This is a genomic window from Solimonas sp. K1W22B-7 (assembly GCF_003428335.1).
Lineage (GTDB): Bacteria > Pseudomonadota > Gammaproteobacteria > Nevskiales > Nevskiaceae > Solimonas_A.
This window is the reverse complement of the sequence record NZ_CP031704.1, coordinates 2,389,895-2,404,017: the sequence shown is the minus strand read 5'-3', so window position 1 is coordinate 2,404,017 and position 14,123 is coordinate 2,389,895. Positions and strand designations below refer to the sequence as shown.

The 14,123-nt window shown below is 69.1% G+C and carries 12 protein-coding genes; 7 read left to right on the top strand and 5 right to left on the bottom strand.

What is annotated here, in order from left to right; all coding sequences use genetic code 11:
• Window positions 1-71: 71 nt before the first annotated feature.
• Complete coding sequence (locus D0B54_RS10980) at window positions 72-566, bottom strand: DUF1249 domain-containing protein (RefSeq protein ID WP_117291369.1); 495 nt, start codon at window positions 564-566, stop codon at window positions 72-74.
• Window positions 567-622: 56 nt separating this feature from the next.
• On the opposite strand from D0B54_RS10980, the gene D0B54_RS10975 reads away from it, so the two are divergent.
• The 3 genes from D0B54_RS10975 to D0B54_RS10965 all read left to right on the top strand — a co-directional run bounded on the left by D0B54_RS10975 (window position 623) and on the right by D0B54_RS10965 (window position 3,630).
• On the top strand, window positions 623-2,254 hold the full coding sequence (locus D0B54_RS10975) for an alpha-D-glucose phosphate-specific phosphoglucomutase (protein ID WP_117291368.1): 1,632 nt from the start codon (window positions 623-625) through the stop codon (window positions 2,252-2,254).
• 201 nt (window positions 2,255-2,455) lie between these two features.
• Window positions 2,456-2,911 (top strand): hypothetical protein, encoded by a 456-nt coding sequence (locus tag D0B54_RS10970; protein ID WP_117291367.1) that lies wholly within the window; start codon window positions 2,456-2,458, stop codon window positions 2,909-2,911.
• Window positions 2,912-2,994: 83 nt separating this feature from the next.
• Window positions 2,995-3,630 carry a response regulator gene (locus tag D0B54_RS10965; RefSeq protein ID WP_117291366.1) on the top strand — a complete coding sequence of 212 codons (636 nt, stop codon included), beginning with the start codon at window positions 2,995-2,997 and terminating at the stop codon, window positions 3,628-3,630.
• On the opposite strand, the gene D0B54_RS10960 is transcribed toward D0B54_RS10965, so the two are convergent.
• Together D0B54_RS10960 and D0B54_RS10955 are read right to left on the bottom strand one after the other, a co-directional pair.
• A complete protein-coding gene (locus tag D0B54_RS10960; RefSeq protein WP_117291365.1) occupies window positions 3,619-9,387 on the bottom strand; it encodes an alkaline phosphatase D family protein in 5,769 nt (1,922 codons plus the stop codon). The two genes, D0B54_RS10965 and D0B54_RS10960, sit on opposite strands and share 12 nt — an antisense overlap.
• Complete coding sequence (locus D0B54_RS10955) at window positions 9,384-11,141, bottom strand: ATP-binding response regulator (protein WP_162932347.1); 1,758 nt, start codon at window positions 11,139-11,141, stop codon at window positions 9,384-9,386. Before D0B54_RS10955 ends, D0B54_RS10960 begins: the two co-directional genes overlap by 4 nt.
• Window positions 11,142-11,403: 262 nt before the next feature.
• On the opposite strand from D0B54_RS10955, the gene D0B54_RS10950 reads away from it, so the two are divergent.
• On the top strand, window positions 11,404-12,102 hold the full coding sequence (locus D0B54_RS10950) for a cyclic nucleotide-binding domain-containing protein (protein WP_117291363.1): 699 nt from the start codon (window positions 11,404-11,406) through the stop codon (window positions 12,100-12,102).
• Complete coding sequence (locus tag D0B54_RS10945; protein ID WP_117291362.1) at window positions 12,092-12,427, top strand: hypothetical protein; 336 nt, start codon at window positions 12,092-12,094, stop codon at window positions 12,425-12,427. Before D0B54_RS10950 ends, D0B54_RS10945 begins: the two co-directional genes overlap by 11 nt.
• A 7-nt stretch (window positions 12,428-12,434) precedes the next feature.
• On the opposite strand, the gene D0B54_RS10940 is transcribed toward D0B54_RS10945, so the two are convergent.
• Both D0B54_RS10940 and D0B54_RS10935 read right to left on the bottom strand, forming a co-directional pair.
• A complete protein-coding gene (locus D0B54_RS10940) occupies window positions 12,435-12,632 on the bottom strand; it encodes a hypothetical protein (protein WP_117291361.1) in 198 nt (65 codons plus the stop codon).
• Window positions 12,633-12,643: 11 nt separating this feature from the next.
• Complete coding sequence (locus tag D0B54_RS10935) at window positions 12,644-13,015, bottom strand: DUF4345 family protein (RefSeq protein ID WP_162932346.1); 372 nt, start codon at window positions 13,013-13,015, stop codon at window positions 12,644-12,646.
• Between the two features lie 124 nt (window positions 13,016-13,139).
• On the opposite strand from D0B54_RS10935, the gene D0B54_RS10930 reads away from it, so the two are divergent.
• Window positions 13,140-13,556, top strand: a complete 417-nt coding sequence (locus tag D0B54_RS10930; protein WP_117291359.1) for a hypothetical protein — start codon at window positions 13,140-13,142, stop codon at window positions 13,554-13,556.
• Window positions 13,553-13,963, top strand: coding sequence for a nuclear transport factor 2 family protein (locus D0B54_RS10925; RefSeq protein WP_117291358.1), 411 nt, complete (start codon window positions 13,553-13,555; stop codon window positions 13,961-13,963). Before D0B54_RS10930 ends, D0B54_RS10925 begins: the two co-directional genes overlap by 4 nt.
• Window positions 13,964-14,123 lie beyond the last annotated feature (160 nt).

Here is a 14,123-nt window from a genome sequence, read left to right as displayed (position 1 = left end):
TAAACGCAAATCAAGCGTTTTGCATTCGCGTTCATTTGCGTCCATTTGCGGACCGAGAATCCTTGGTCGAATCAGAGGGCCGCGGTCGGGTGCAGGCGCGGCCGCGCCGCCAGACTGAAGCCGTGGCCGTGTTCCAGCAGGTACTCCAGCCACTTGCCCAGCATCAGGTTGCGCTGCCACTGGGCGCTGAGGAACTGGCCGGCCTTGGGGTCGCCTTCCTCCCTGGCGTCCCAGGGCGGGCGCTGGCTGCAGGCCAGGGCCTCGGCCACGGCGGCGTCACGGTACACACGCACCCACAGGTCCGGCTGGCGCCGCACCCCCTGCTCGTCGACGAATTCATATGACAGCCGGAAGCTGACGGTGTAGCGATCACGGTCGGTGACCTTGAGATGCAGCGGCAGGTCGCTCTGGCTGCGCGAGACCGCCTCATCGAAGGGCAGCTCCAGCTCCGGGATCAGACGCTCCAGCAGGTGGTAGTTGCGGTCGTACAGATCGAGCAGATGCGCCAGCCGCCGCGGCTTGCCGCAGCAGGGACAGATGTAACCGTTGCCAGTGGAGGCTTGCATGGCTGGACTATAAGATAGGGCTCACGACTGGGACAAACATAACAAAGGGGAGCATCATGGCGATTCGCGACATCTCCACCAAACCCTACCTCGACCAGAAATCCGGCACGGCGGGACTGCGCAAGAAAGTTGCGGTGTTCCAGCAGCCGCACTATCTCGAGAACTTCCTGCAGTCGATCTTCGACTGCGTGCCCGAGTTGCGCGGCGGCACCCTGGTGATTGGGGGCGACGGGCGCTATTACAACCGTACGGCGATCCAGACCGCCTGCGCGGTGGCCGCCGGCAACGGCGTGGCACGCATCGTGGTCGGCCAGGGGGGGCTGCTTTCGACCCCGGCGGCCTCGATCCTGATCCGCAAGCGCGCGGCTCAGGGGGGCCTGCTGTTCACGGCCAGCCACAACCCGGCCGGCCCGGACGGCGACTTCGGCATCAAGTTCAACATCACCGGCGGCGGCCAGGCCAACGAGGGCCTCACCAACCGCATCTACGAGGCCAGCAAGACGCTGACGCGCTACCGCGCGCACGACGGCGGCCAGGTGGACCTGGACCGGCGCGGCCTGCAGACGCTGGGCAACACCGAGATCGAGGTGGTCGACTGTGTCGAGGACTATTCGCAGCTGATGCAGCAGCTGTTCGACTTCGACCGCATCCGCGACTGGTTCAAGCGCGGCCATACGCTGCGCTTCGACGCGATGCATGCCGTCACCGGCCCCTATGCCGAACGCATCTTCGTCGAGCAGCTCGGTGCGCCGCTGCTGAGCGTGCAGAACGCCAGTCCCCTGGAGGACTTCGGCGGCGGCCACCCCGATCCCAACCTGATCTATGCCAAGCCGCTGGTGGATCTCGCCTTCGGTGCCAACGGCCCGGACCTCGCCGCCGCCAGCGACGGCGACGGCGACCGCAACATGATCCTCGGCAAGGGCATTTTCATCTCGCCGGGCGATTCGCTGGCGATGCTGGCGGCGCACCTGCATGAGCTGCCCGGCTATCGCCGCGGCCTGGCGGGACTGGCGCGCTCGATGCCGACCTGCCGCGCCGCCGACAAGGTGGCCAAGGCGCTGGCGATTCCGCTCTACGAAACGCCCACCGGCTGGAAATTCTTCGCCAACCTGCTCGATGCCGGCAAGCTGACACTCTGCGGCGAGGAAAGCTTCGGCACCAGCAGCGACCATGCGCGCGAAAAGGATGGCCTGTGGGCGGTACTGGCCTGGCTCAACGTGCTGGCGGTGAGCGGCCTGTCGGTGAAGGAGATTGCGCAGAATCACTGGAAGCGCTTCGGCCGCCATTACTACGCGCGCCACGATTACGACGAACTGTCCGGCCAGGCCGCCGACAGCGTCATGCAATCGCTCGCCAACCAGCTGTCGGAACTGCCGGGACGCAACTTCGGCGACTACACCGTCAGCGAGGCCGACGAGTTCAGCTACCGCGATCCCGAAGACAACAGCATCGCGGTCAACCAGGGCCTGCGCGTGATCTTCAGCGACCAGGCCCGCATCATCCTGCGCCTGTCCGGCACCGGCACCAAGGGCTCCACGCTGCGGGTGTACCTGGAGCGCTACGAAACGCGTGAAAGCTCCCTGAACTGGGACACGCGCGAGGCGCTGGCACCGCTGGTCAACCTGGCGGACAAGATCACCCGCATCGGCGAACTCACCGGCCGCAAGGCGCCGAGCGTCGTCACCTGAACCCGAACAAGAATCACGTAGTCCGCAAATGAACGCAAAGAACGCAAATGGAAGCAAGGGGGCTGCTGCCTCTGTCGCACGCCTTCCGGCGTAGCCAGCCGTTGGCGTTTCCTGTTGATCCATTCGCGTTTATTCGCGTTCATTTGCGGACCAATTGCTGTTTCCAAGCTCAACCCTCACCCGGAAGCAAAGGAAGGCCCCATGAGCCAAGTCATCGCCCCGCTGTGCCAGCAAGGTCCGGTGCTGCATGCCTACACCGGCAAGGCCAGCACGCATCCGATCTACTCCAACGCCACGCCCTGGCGCGTGGCGGTGACGATCAGCTTCGGCGAACCCGGCAGCTTCGGCGCCGCGGGTGGCATCGACAGCAGCGGCGACGATCTGTGGACGGTGCTGCATGTCAACGGCAAGCAGGTGGCGATCACCTTCGGCCACGGCGCCAGCACCGCGACGGTGATCGTGGAGCCCGGACATGCGGTCACCGCCAGCGCCGATGGCGGGCACCTGGTGTACTCGGTACTCGGCGCGATCGCGCTGGCCGACGAACGCGTCGACATCAAGGGCATCCCCGCACCGAAACCGCATGTGGCCAAGCGCACGACCACCGCCGAGCCGCGCACGCCGCTGAGGGCAAAAGCACGCCGCCGCAGCAAGTAGATGGCCGCAATCGCGGGCCTTGGGGTGGCAAAATGCATGCTGTCCCCGGAGAATGACGGCCTTCCGCGTACCCGGGGCAAGCATTGAAGATCCTGCTGGTCGACGATCACGAGCTGTTTCGCGAGGGCATCAAGCTGCTGCTGGCCAACCTGGCCGACGATGTCGTGTTCGCCGAGGCCTCCAGCTGCGCCACCGCCCTGAACCAGCCGGCCGGCGCGCCGTTCGACGTCATCCTGCTCGACTTCCACCTGCCCGGCATGCATGGCTTCGAGGCGCTGCGTGCGTTGCGCCAGCGCTATGACGAGCCGGCGATCGTGGTGCTGTCCGCCGAGGAAAATCCCGCGCTGATCGTGCAGGCGATCGACGAGGGCGCCGCCGGTTTCATTCCCAAGACCTCCAGCCATGCGGTGATGATGGCGGCGCTGCGCCTGGTGCTGGCCGGCGGCACCTACCTGCCGCCGCATGCGCTGCTGGGCTCGACCTCACCGGCGGCGCAGGCGCAGCAGGCTTCGGGCGACGTGCTCGGCGAACTGACGCCGCGCCAGGTGGAAACGCTGCGCCTGGCCATGCAGGGCAAGGCCAACAAGGTGATCGCCCGCGAGATGGACGTTTCAGAGGCGACGGTCAAGGCGCACCTGTCGGCCTCGTTCCGCGCGCTGGGCGTACACAACCGCACCGAGGCGGTGTTCTCCGCGGCGCGCCTGGGGCTAAAGATCTAGGACGACGTCGACGCCGCGCTCGCGCGGCATCGCGGCGGGCTCGTCGGTGTCGAAGCGGCAATGCAGCCGCCAGCCCTCATCGGCCTGCCGCTGCAGCGACAGCAGGGTGAACCCCGCGCCCTCGAAGACCTGGCTGTCGACCTCGCACTCCCATTCTCCGGAAGCGCCCTGGAAGCGCAGGGTTTCCTGCAGCGCCAGCTCGGCGGGATCGGCGTTGGCGAAGCGGTAGGGCGTGTTGAGTCCTGCCGAGTGGATCGAATGCAGCAGCACTTCGCCGCTGCCGTCGGGACGCCGCAGCCGCGCCCGGGTGAACAGGCCCAGGTGCTCGTCGCCGGACAGGAACACCAGGCCGCGCAGGCCGCTCGCTCCGATCAGGTCCAGCAGGGTGAACAGGTCGCCGGGATAGCCGTCCCAGCCATCGGAACGGCAGCTGGCGCGGTTACTGCGGTCCTCCTGCCCGAAGGCCAGTCGCGCCGGCATGGCGTAGCGATGCCGCGGCAACAGTACCGAGGGCGAGACGATCAGCTTCGGGCAATCCTGCGGCTGCGCCAGCAACCAGGTCCGCAGCGCCTGCCACTGCGCCTGGCCGAGCAGCGACTGCTCGCTCCCCGGTCCGCGCCCGCTGCGCCGGCTGCGGGTGTCGAGCAGGAACAGCGGAACGCCCTGCACTTCCAGCGCGCGCCACAGCGGCTGCGCCAGCGTCTCCTCGGCAGTCGCGGTCCACTGCAGGCGCTGATAGCGCAGGAAGGCACGCAGGCCGCGCTCCTGCAGTTCGCGGTTGCGCGCCCGCGCCGCATCGGAGGCCTCGGCCGGCAGCGGCGCCCAGTTGTCGTCCAGCTCGTGGTCGTCGGGCAGCGTCAGCAGCGGCACGCGTCCCAGCACGCGCCGCACGCTGCGGTTGCGCAGCCAGGTCTCGTAGGGCTTGCGGTAACGGTCGTCGGCCAGGGTCGGGTCGAACATGCCGGCGGTGGCGTCGGCATAGATCTGGTCGCCGGTGAGCACCAGCAGGTCGGGCCGCAGCGGATCGCGTTCGCGCCGGTCGAGGCGCTGGTTGAGCAGGTCCCAGGCACGATAGGCCGGGCGTTCATTGAGGATACCCGGCGGATACAGGCAGCTGCCCAGCGCCAGGCGCAGGCCGGCCGGTGCCGGGCCCGGCAGGCGCAGCAGGCCCGGCGGACTCGCTCCGGGATTGCGGTTGATGCCGTCGACCGCGCGCTCGATCGCCGCCGCCATCGCCGAATCGGTCGCGCGCGGCAGTTGCGACGCGTGCCGTCGCCACAGGCGCTGCGCGGCATTGCTGTCGCCCGGATCGAATCCGCGCAGGCTCATGCAGGCCGGCTGCGGGTAGACCGGCAGCACCAGCAGGCGCCGCACCCGGCCATCGCGCGCCCAGTCCGGCAGCGGCCGCGCGAACCAGTCGGTGTCGGTGTCGCCGGGCCGCCAGAGGGTGTCTTCCGGTCCCAGTCCAAGGCCTTGCATCAAGGCCTCATAGCACCAGCGGCCCTCGGCGTCGCGCTCCACCGGCAACAGGCACAGCGCCTCCGGGCGGCCCAGCTGCGGGCTGGCGCCGATGCCGAGCAGCAGCGAGCCATCCTCCTGGCGGTTGAGCATCGGCCCCAGCCAGGGCACCTCGGCGGTGTAGACCCGCGGCGCCTGGTGCTGGCGGAAGCGCGGGTGATCCGGTGGCGCGTCGAGGAAGTCGCGGATCACCGCGCAGGTCTGCGCCGCGTCGCGCCCGATCAGGGAATCCTGATGGCCCATGTGCGGCATTACGCGGCGCTCGACGTGGCAGCCGGCGCCGAGCAGCACGGCCTCGGCACGGTAGGCCGTGGCCACGTCGGACAGGCCGTTGTCCTGGCCGTGCAGCGCCAGCGTCTTGAAGTTCCAGTGTGCCTGCAGCGAGTCGCGCGACACGAAGCGGTTGCGGCCGCTGCGGTCGGTGATGGTCTGCTGCTGCGAGAAATGGATGACCTGGGCAACGGTGTCGAGATTCAGCGGCCCGAACAGGTCGTCGATATGCTCCAGCACCTCGGGGCTGAGCGCGCCCAGCGAGAAAGTGCGGCCGTAGATCGCGTCCATGCGGTGCCGTGTCGCCAGGTGCTCGGTGCGCTTCCAGGGCTGCCAGGGGTTCTCCAGCAGCAGTTCCTCGTCGGGGTACGGCAGGCTACCGAGGAAGCGGTCCAGCAGCTCCATGCCCAGGCCCTCGCCCGGCTCAGGGCGGAACGCGTAGCGCAGCGGCCCGAACATCTGCTCCAGGTAGGACATGACGTAGCCGCGGAAGATGTTCTGCTGGCTCATCACCATCACCGGTCCGTTCTGCGACAGCACGACGCGGCGCAGGCGCCCCGGCAGCGCCTTGCGCTGCACGGCGTAGCGATCGGGACCGCAGTCCGTGGAGCTTGCACGCGGCCGCAGCAGGCGGGTGATCTCCTGCGGCGTCTTGCCGGCGGACAGCACCGCCTGGCTGAACATCACCGCGCCCATGCAGTGGGCGACGACGTCCAGGGGCTGCTGGCCGCTGCGCCACCAGATGTAGTCCACCGCCGCCGGGATGTCGTTCAGCGCCACCTGCTCGAAGCTCCACGGCAGGCAGGCGCTGGGGAAACCGGCGCTGCTGCGCAGGTCCGCCACCCAGACGTCGCGCCCGCAGTCGGCCAGGCAAGCCGCCAGGCTCGGGCGTAGCGCCGGATGGGCATAGCTGGTGCCGCTGGCGCTGTAGCCGTGGATCAGCAGGACAGGTGCCGGAGCAGGTACGGGACCGCTGGCCGCCGGCGTGGCCCGCGGATCGCGGCGGTAGCGCGCCAGGCGCAGGCGCAGCGGCGAGCCGTCGGCCTCGCCGAGCTCGATCCAGTGAATTTCCGGCGCCGGCAGGCCGGGCAGCTTGCCAGGCAGGCGCTGCACCTCGCGGTGCTTCACCTTGTCCGGCTTGCGCAGGTTCCAGATGTGGATCGTCAGCAGCATGCGCGAGAAGTAGCCGGCCAGGGATACGAAGTCGGCCAGTGCCTCGATGTGGTCGCGCTGCGACTCGATGCGCATCAGCGGCCGTCCGCGCGCCGCCAGGTACTGCGGATCCAGGCTCAGCAGCCGCGGTCCCTCCAGCGGACCGGCCAGTTCGCTCAGCGACAGCTCCTGCAGCTGGCGCCAGGGATTGCTGGGCCGGCCATAGCTGATGTGCTTGTGCCCGCGGATGTCGCCGCCGACGAAGCCGGCGGGAGCGTCGAAGGCAGTAGCACCCGGTTCACACGGCAGTTGCTCGACGATGCGCAAGCGGTAGTCGAAGCGACGGCGTTCGCCGGCATGGCTGGCCAGTTGCAGCATGCCGCGGACGCGCTCCACCGGGCCGGGGCCGTCGCTGCGGTCGCCGGCGGCGGCCTTGTGCGCCCATTCGATGAGCCCCTGCGTGCTGTCGCGCAGGCCGCGGTTGCGCAGCCAGGCCCAGGCGCCGCGGGCCGTGCGCCGCGCCACGCCGGTAGCCTCGCGCTCCATCACCGTGAGCGTGCCGGTTACGCGATAGCTGCGCGCCACGCGCGCCTCCTCGCGCTGGCGCTCTTCAAGGGACAAGGTGAGGCACTGCAGGCGCCGCCAGTCGGCCAGCGCGAACACTCGCAAGGTCGCCTCGCTGCCCTCGCCCACGGTCAGCTGCGCGGCACTCAGGCGCCCCTGTGCGTCAGGGCGGAACAGCCGTTCCAGCGCCAGCGGTGCATAGCCCAGCGTCAGCTCCACCCAGCATTGGCGGAGCTGCCCCTGTGCATCGCGCAGGTCCACTGGACCGGCGAGGCGTTCGCTGACGCCGATCATCGTGGCCGGCCGCGGCTCGGCGGCGCGCGCGATGATGGCCTGCTCGACATCCATCAGCTGCGGTCGCTGCACCGGTACGGGCAGGTCCGGCGCGGCTGCGGTCCAGCCCCAGTCCTGGCGCAGCAGGCGCACCGCGCGCAGCGCGACGGCGGCGATCGTCAATGCCGGGTTGGTGGCCAGTGCCGAGGGCAGGATCGCACCATCGAGCACCACCAGGCCCTGGTGCCAGGGCTGCTCCGCGCCGGCGCGGGCCGGGTCGAACACGCGGCCGCAGTCGTCCACCACGCCCTGCGCAGCGCTGTCGCCCATGGGACAGCCACCCAGCGGGTGCACGCTGGCCAGCGGCCCGCGCTCGTTCTGCACCAGGAAGGCCATCGACTCCGGCAGGAAGCGCCACAGGGGGTTGGGAATGGTGCGGCCGCCGAAGCCCGCCGCAGAGCGCATGCTGTCGATCTTGCGCAGCTGCGCGTCGAACAGCGGGCGCTGCGGCAGGCCCGGCCAGACCACGGCGACATGGCCGTCGCCCTGCTGCGACTCCACCTCGCCCTCGAGGCAGAGGCTGCCATCGGCGCCGTCGTCGCCCATGGCGGCAAACACCGACATGTGGCGGATGCGCTCGCGGTGCACGGCGTAGGGATCGTCCGCGGGATGGCCGTCCTGGTGCGGGCGGTCGTCGAAGCAGCCCAGCTCGTGCAGGGTGTTGGCGGTGGTGATCGCTTCCTCGGCGGCGCGGCGCAGCGAGCCGGGCACGGCCAGTTCCTCCACCACGATGCGCTGCGCGGCCAGGCCCGGCGCGGCGTCCACCGTTGCATCGATGACGCCGGTGATGGTGGGACCGACGCGGCGTTGCTGCGGCGGCTGGTCCTCGTCGGCGACGGCATTGGCCTGGCCCTGCGGGCCGTAGTCATAGCCGAAGGCGATGAGATCACCGTTGCCGGAGAAACGCTGGCCCAGCAGCGGCGAGAACGACAGACCGGCCTCGCGCCGGTTGGTGCGCAGCAGGATTTCGCTGGAGCCCAGCGCACCGGCCGCCAGGATCACGCGGCGTGCCGTCAGCCAGCGCGGCCCCGCATCCTGCAGACGCAGCTTCTCGTCGGTGTGGACCAGTTCCAGGCTCCAGGCATCCACCCCCGGCGCGGGGCGCTGCAGGCGCAATACGGTGGCGCCGCACCAGATGTCCGTGCCGCGCCGGGCGGCGCGCACCAGCAGGTTGGTGTCCAGCGATTCCTTGGCGCCGTAGTTGCAGCCGGTGGCGCAGTCGCCGCAGAGCTTGCAGGCCTTCAGCTCCACGCCCTCGGCGTTGCGGCGGTCGCTCAGGGCGACCGTGATGGCGGCCTCGCGGAAGGCCGAGCGGCCCATGATGCCGAGCACGCGGGTCTTGGCCAGCGGCTCACCGCGCAGCTGCACATGGCCGTCGATCCGGTTGTCGACGCCGTCGTGGGCCGCGCCCAGCAAGGCCTTGGCCTCGGCATAGTACGGTTCCAGCGCCGTGCGATCGCGCAGCGCCGGCGGCCAGCGCCGGTCGAAGACCTCCTGACGCGGCGTCTCCATGACTCCGGCGTTGATCAGCGAGCCGCCGCCCAGGCCGTTGGCCACCAGCAGGCCGATGTCGCGGCCACCGCGAATGTCGAACAGGCCCTCGCCGCCCTTGGTCTTGCCGCCGAAGCTGCCGCGCAACTGGGTGGGCAATTCGGAGAGCTGCGAGGGAAACGCACCCGGCAGGTATTCGCGGCCGCGCTCCAGCACGCAGATGCGCAGCGGGCGACCGTTCTCGCTGCTTCCGGCGAGTTCGGCGGCGGCGATCGCGCCACCGTAGCCGCTGCCGACGATCACCAGGTCGTAGGCCGGCTCCAGGGCCGGCTGCGGCCGGCACTTCTGCGGGTCGGCCAGCAGCTCGGCGAATTCGCGCGACAGCCAGCGGGTCGTGCGGTCGCTGGGCTGGGCCTGGCCCGGCGTCATTCGTTGACGGCCTTGAGGATCGATTCCCGCAGGGCGGTGGCATTGACCGGCTTGTGCAGCAACTCGACGCCGGCGTCGCGCGCCTCGCGCAGACGGTCGGGCGCGGTGTCGCCACTGATCAGCAGCGCCGGCAGTTCCGGCCAGACCATGCGCAGGGAGCGGATCGCGAGGATGCCGTTGTCCTGGCCGCAGAGGCGGAAGTCGGCCAGCACGATGGAGGGCTGGAAGCGGCGCGCCTGGTCGATCGCCGCCTCGGTGGAGGAAGCGACGGCGACGCTGAAGCCCATTTCCTCCAGCAAAGTCTGCATGCCCAGGCGGATGGCCTCCTCGTCGTCGATCACCAGCACCTGGATATGACGCCACGACGGGCCGGCCTGTGGCTCCGGCGCCACGACCGGCTTGCCCTCGCTGCGCGCGACCGGGATATCGACCGAAAAGCAGCTGCCGCTGCCCGGCGCCGAGCTGAGCAGCAGCTCGATGTCGAGCAGCTCGGTCAGGCGGCGCACGATCGCAAGGCCCAGGCCCAGGCCCTTGCTGCGGTCGCGCTCCGGGTTCTGCAGCTGGTAGAACTCTTCGAAGATGCGCTCCTGTTCAGCCTCGGGGATGCCGGGGCCGGTGTCGGCGACGCCGATGCGGATCTTGTCGCCGCGCGGCTCCACCACCAGCTCGACACGGCCGCTGTCGGTGTACTTGATCGCGTTGGACAGCAGGTTGCGCAGGATGCGCTGCAGCAGCATCGGGTCGCTGCGTACCTGGCCGCCGGCAGGGCCATGCCAGGTCAGGCGCAGGCCCTTGCGTTCGGCCTGCGGCTGGAACTCCTCCATCAACTGTGCCAGCAGCGCCGACAGGTCGATGCTGGAGATGGAACGCTCGATCACGCCGGCATCCAGGCGCGAGATGTCGAGCAGCGCGTCGAGCTGCGAGGCCAGCGACTTGACCGCCTTGTCGATCTGCTCGGCGATGGCACTGGTGCGCGCATCCATCGGCCGCAGCAGCAGCGATCCGCTGAACAGCGACAGCGCATGGATCGGCTGGCGCAGGTCGTGGCTGGCGGAGGCCAGGAAGCGCGTCTTGGCGCGGTTGGCGGTCTCGGCGTTGCCCAGGGCGGAGCGCAGCTTGCGGTTCAGGTCCTCGCGCTGCTGGCGGATGTTGTACGACTCCATGAACACTCCAAAGACGCCACGGGCATGGCTCAGCATGGTGGTGATGTAGACCAGGATCAGGCCGGCGAACAGCATCCGCTCGACCACACCGACGTCGCCCACGGTGGTCAGCGTCCAGACCAGGCCCACCGGCCCCATCATCACCAGCACGTAGGGCAGGCAGATGCGGCGATAGCCGGCGGTGGACTGGATCGTGGCCGAGCAGACGCCGACGACGTAGATCGTGACGATGGCGCCGATCAGCACCGGCACCACGGGGAAGAACAGCACCACCAGGGCCTGCACCGCGCCGCTGGCCCAGAACAGGGCGGCGGCGAGGCCGAGCTTGCGCTCGTCGCTGCGGCTGCGGTCCTCGGGCAGCAGCAGCACCGTGTGGGTGCGCATGGCCACCACCGCGACCACCGCCACCAGCCACAGCAGCGGCAGCAGCGGGTTGACGTAGAAGCACAGCAGCACCGCCATCAGCACGCTGGTCAGGTAGCGCTGCAGCGGAATGCGGCGCGCCTGCTGGGCCATCAGCAATACCAGTTCGCCCTGCAGGGAGCGCAGTTCGGAGTCCCGCTCCCGCAGGTCGACAGGTAGTTGTGCCATGCCCAAGTCCGTGGCGCTCCGGCTGGAGAAATTGGATTCGTCCAACGCTACCCCTCCCCGCTCTTCCCGACTATTAGCCATTCGGCTAATCCCCTTCAACCTGAATCACCCATCAGGCCAATTGTGCCGCACCCGGCGCGGGATCAGGATGAACTGGCGTTCTGGGATGGCTTGGATGCCTCTCCACCAGGCGCAGGTTCAGCGGATTCCTCGGCCGGAAAGCAGAGGTTTCCTCCATCTGAGGGATCAGGGAGATTCTGCGATGCTGCACAAATCGGCTGTACAGGCTTTCGTCTGCCAGGCTCACAAGAAGAGCTTCCCGGCCAAGCACACGGTCATCCACGCGGGTGACGACCCACAGTCGCTGTACCTGATCCTGGAAGGCTCGGTCAGCGTCGTGCTGGAGGACCATGAGGGCCGCGAAGTGGTCCTGGCCTACCTCAATCCCGGCGAGTTCTTCGGTGAAATGGGGCTGTTCCCCGAGCACAACCTGCGCAGCGCGGTGGTCCGCACCCGCAGCCAGGCGCTGGTCGCCGAGTTCAGCTACGCCGGCTTCCGCCGCTTCGTCCGCGATTACCCGGACATCATGTTCGAACTGTCGGGCCAGATGGCCTGCCGCCTGCGCGACCTCAACCAGCGTGTCGCCAACCTCGCCTTCATGGACGTGGCCGGGCGCCTGACGCATGCGCTGCTGGAGCTGAGCAAGAAGCCGGATGCCGTGCCCCACCCCAGCGGCACCGTGGTGCGCATCAGCCGCCAGGAGCTGGCGCGCCATGTCGGCTGCTCGCGCGAGATGGCCGGCCGCGTGCTCAAGAAGCTCAAGAACGAGGGCTTCGTGCACTCGCAGGGCCGCAATATCCTGATCTACCGCAACGGCCAGAAGGGCGGCACCATCCACGGCGGCCCGGCGGCCGGCACGATCCACAACGGCCAGTCGGCCGGCATGATGCATGCCGCCTGAGGCCGCCATGGGCATCCACGAACAGATCCAGCTCGGCACCCGCTTCAACGCGCAGGAGCTGGCGGAGTTCGCATCCAGCTTCGAGCAGGTGAAGAACCGCCTGCCGCGCCTGTTCAAGCCCTACTGGCACCGCTGGACCTACATCCCCGGCGAGACGCCGGCCGTGCTGGTCTACGGCGAGGACGGCCGGGTGGCACTGTGCCTGGTCCGCGAGCAGCCGGACCTTTACGGCGCCATCGGCATCACCGTGCCCGGCCACCTGCAGTACTGGCCGCCGCGCGCCTCGATCGGCGAGGCCCTGGGCGCGGCCGGGCTGCTGCTGTAGCGCTTTTTCAGTCCGCGCGCGCCGGCTGTGTCAGCCGGGCGTGCAGCTCGCCCTGCGGCAGCCACACCGGCGCCACCGGGATGCCGTAGCTGGCCAGGCTCAGGCCGCTGCAGGCGGCCTGCAGGCCTTCCTCCAGCACCACTGTTTCCGCGTTGAAGTCGAACAGCCGGCGCAGTGCGGCGGCCAGCGTGGGAATCGATATCATGGTCTTTCTCCTCAGAGCGACAGGCTGCCGGACGGCAGCACGCTGAGCAGCACCCCGGCGCCGACGGCCTCGACGAAGAAGAACAGCACCGGCGCAGGCCCCGGCCACTCGCGCAGCGCCCCGACCACCCGCCCCAGGGCCATGCCGGCCAGTGCCAGGGCGACGGTGAAGGCAATGCCGTCACGCAGCTGCGGCAGCCAGAACGGCGCCACCAGCACCAGCGCCATCGCCACCCCGAACCCGCCGTAGACCGCCTGGATCTCGTTGCGGGCGGTCGGCGTCTGCGCCAGCAGGTCGAAACTGCCGAGGAAGCGGCGCGGCACGGCGAAGGCCGCAAGGCCCATCAGCAGGAACAGGGCAGCGACGATGGTCATCTGGGTCATGACGAACTCCCGAAAGGTGTGAGGCCATGCTCCTCCCAGGGCAGGCGGCGGACAATTACCGCGGAGGTAATGGCATCGCCGCGCCGATCGCTTAGGCTTGCAGCATCCTGCCCCGGAGCCTTGCATGAGCCTCTCACCGCACCCGCCCCTGCGCTACTTCCTGCTGATGTTCATGGCGGCCACCTCGCTGGCCAACGGCCTGCTGATGGTGACGTTCACGCAGCAGTGGTACCTGTGCATCGCCAATCCCCTGCGCGCGGCGCTGTACAGCGCGCACTTCGTCACCGACGTCGGCACCGCCTACCTCACGATCGGCGCGGCCCTGCTGTGGGCGGCGCTGCGGCCCGCACGGGCGCTGCCGCTGGTGGCTATGGCCTTGCTGTTCTCGGCGCTGCACGCGGTTCACCACGTCGGCGAGTACCTGGGCTTCGGGATGCCGACGCGCAGCGTGCTGATCGAGATCTTCGGCATCTGGGGGCCGGTGGCGATCCTGGCCTGGCTGGCACTGGACCTGCGGCGCGCTGAAGCGGCGCAGCCATGAGCAGGCCTTTCGCCGAGCAGTTCGCCGAGGCCTGGGCGCGGCCGACGCCGGAGGGCCTGATGGCGCTGCTGCACCCGGACGTAGTCCTGATCCAGCCGCACCTGCCGCCGATCCGCGGCCGCGAGGCAAGCCTGCGCGAGTTCCGCCGGCTGCTGGCGTGGCTGCCACAGTTCCACGGCGAGGTCACGCGCTGGAGCGAAAGCGGCGGTTACGTCTTCATCGAGTGGAAGATGCTGCTGCCGCTGGGGCGCAAGACCCTCTCGATACCCGCAGTGGACCGGTTCCTGATCCGCGACGGCCTGGGCGCGGAGCGCGTGGTGTACTTCGACCAAATGAGGCTGATCCGCGCGGTGGCCGGCAATCCGCAGCTCTGGGGCGGCTACCTGAAATATCGTTTCGGCCGCTAGCGAGGCCAGGCTAGAACTTGCGACAGGCGGGTCCAGGACCCGCCCTCGGGCTCACACCTACCTCTCAGACAGGGGCAACGATGCTTGAGAACGGTCCCTTACTTTGTGTCTCAGTCTAGGGGCGCACTCCAATTTATGGAGCGCACCCAAATTTTTGGGT

What these genes read in the sequence shown, in the direction of transcription:
- D0B54_RS10980 (WP_117291369.1), bottom strand. Translation starts at nt 566, where the DNA reads ATGCAAGCCTCCACTGGCAACGGTTACATCTGTCCCTGCTGCGGCAAG.
- D0B54_RS10975 (WP_117291368.1), top strand. Translation starts at nt 623, where the DNA reads ATGGCGATTCGCGACATCTCCACCAAACCCTACCTCGACCAGAAATCC.
- D0B54_RS10970 (WP_117291367.1), top strand. Translation starts at nt 2,456, where the DNA reads ATGAGCCAAGTCATCGCCCCGCTGTGCCAGCAAGGTCCGGTGCTGCAT.
- D0B54_RS10960 (WP_117291365.1), bottom strand. Translation starts at nt 9,387, where the DNA reads ATGACGCCGGGCCAGGCCCAGCCCAGCGACCGCACGACCCGCTGGCTG.
- D0B54_RS10955 (WP_162932347.1), bottom strand. Translation starts at nt 11,141, where the DNA reads ATGGCACAACTACCTGTCGACCTGCGGGAGCGGGACTCCGAACTGCGC.
- D0B54_RS10950 (WP_117291363.1), top strand. Translation starts at nt 11,404, where the DNA reads ATGCTGCACAAATCGGCTGTACAGGCTTTCGTCTGCCAGGCTCACAAG.
- D0B54_RS10945 (WP_117291362.1), top strand. Translation starts at nt 12,092, where the DNA reads ATGCCGCCTGAGGCCGCCATGGGCATCCACGAACAGATCCAGCTCGGC.
- D0B54_RS10940 (WP_117291361.1), bottom strand. Translation starts at nt 12,632, where the DNA reads ATGATATCGATTCCCACGCTGGCCGCCGCACTGCGCCGGCTGTTCGAC.
- D0B54_RS10935 (WP_162932346.1), bottom strand. Translation starts at nt 13,015, where the DNA reads ATGACCCAGATGACCATCGTCGCTGCCCTGTTCCTGCTGATGGGCCTT.
- D0B54_RS10930 (WP_117291359.1), top strand. Translation starts at nt 13,140, where the DNA reads ATGAGCCTCTCACCGCACCCGCCCCTGCGCTACTTCCTGCTGATGTTC.
- D0B54_RS10925 (WP_117291358.1), top strand. Translation starts at nt 13,553, where the DNA reads ATGAGCAGGCCTTTCGCCGAGCAGTTCGCCGAGGCCTGGGCGCGGCCG.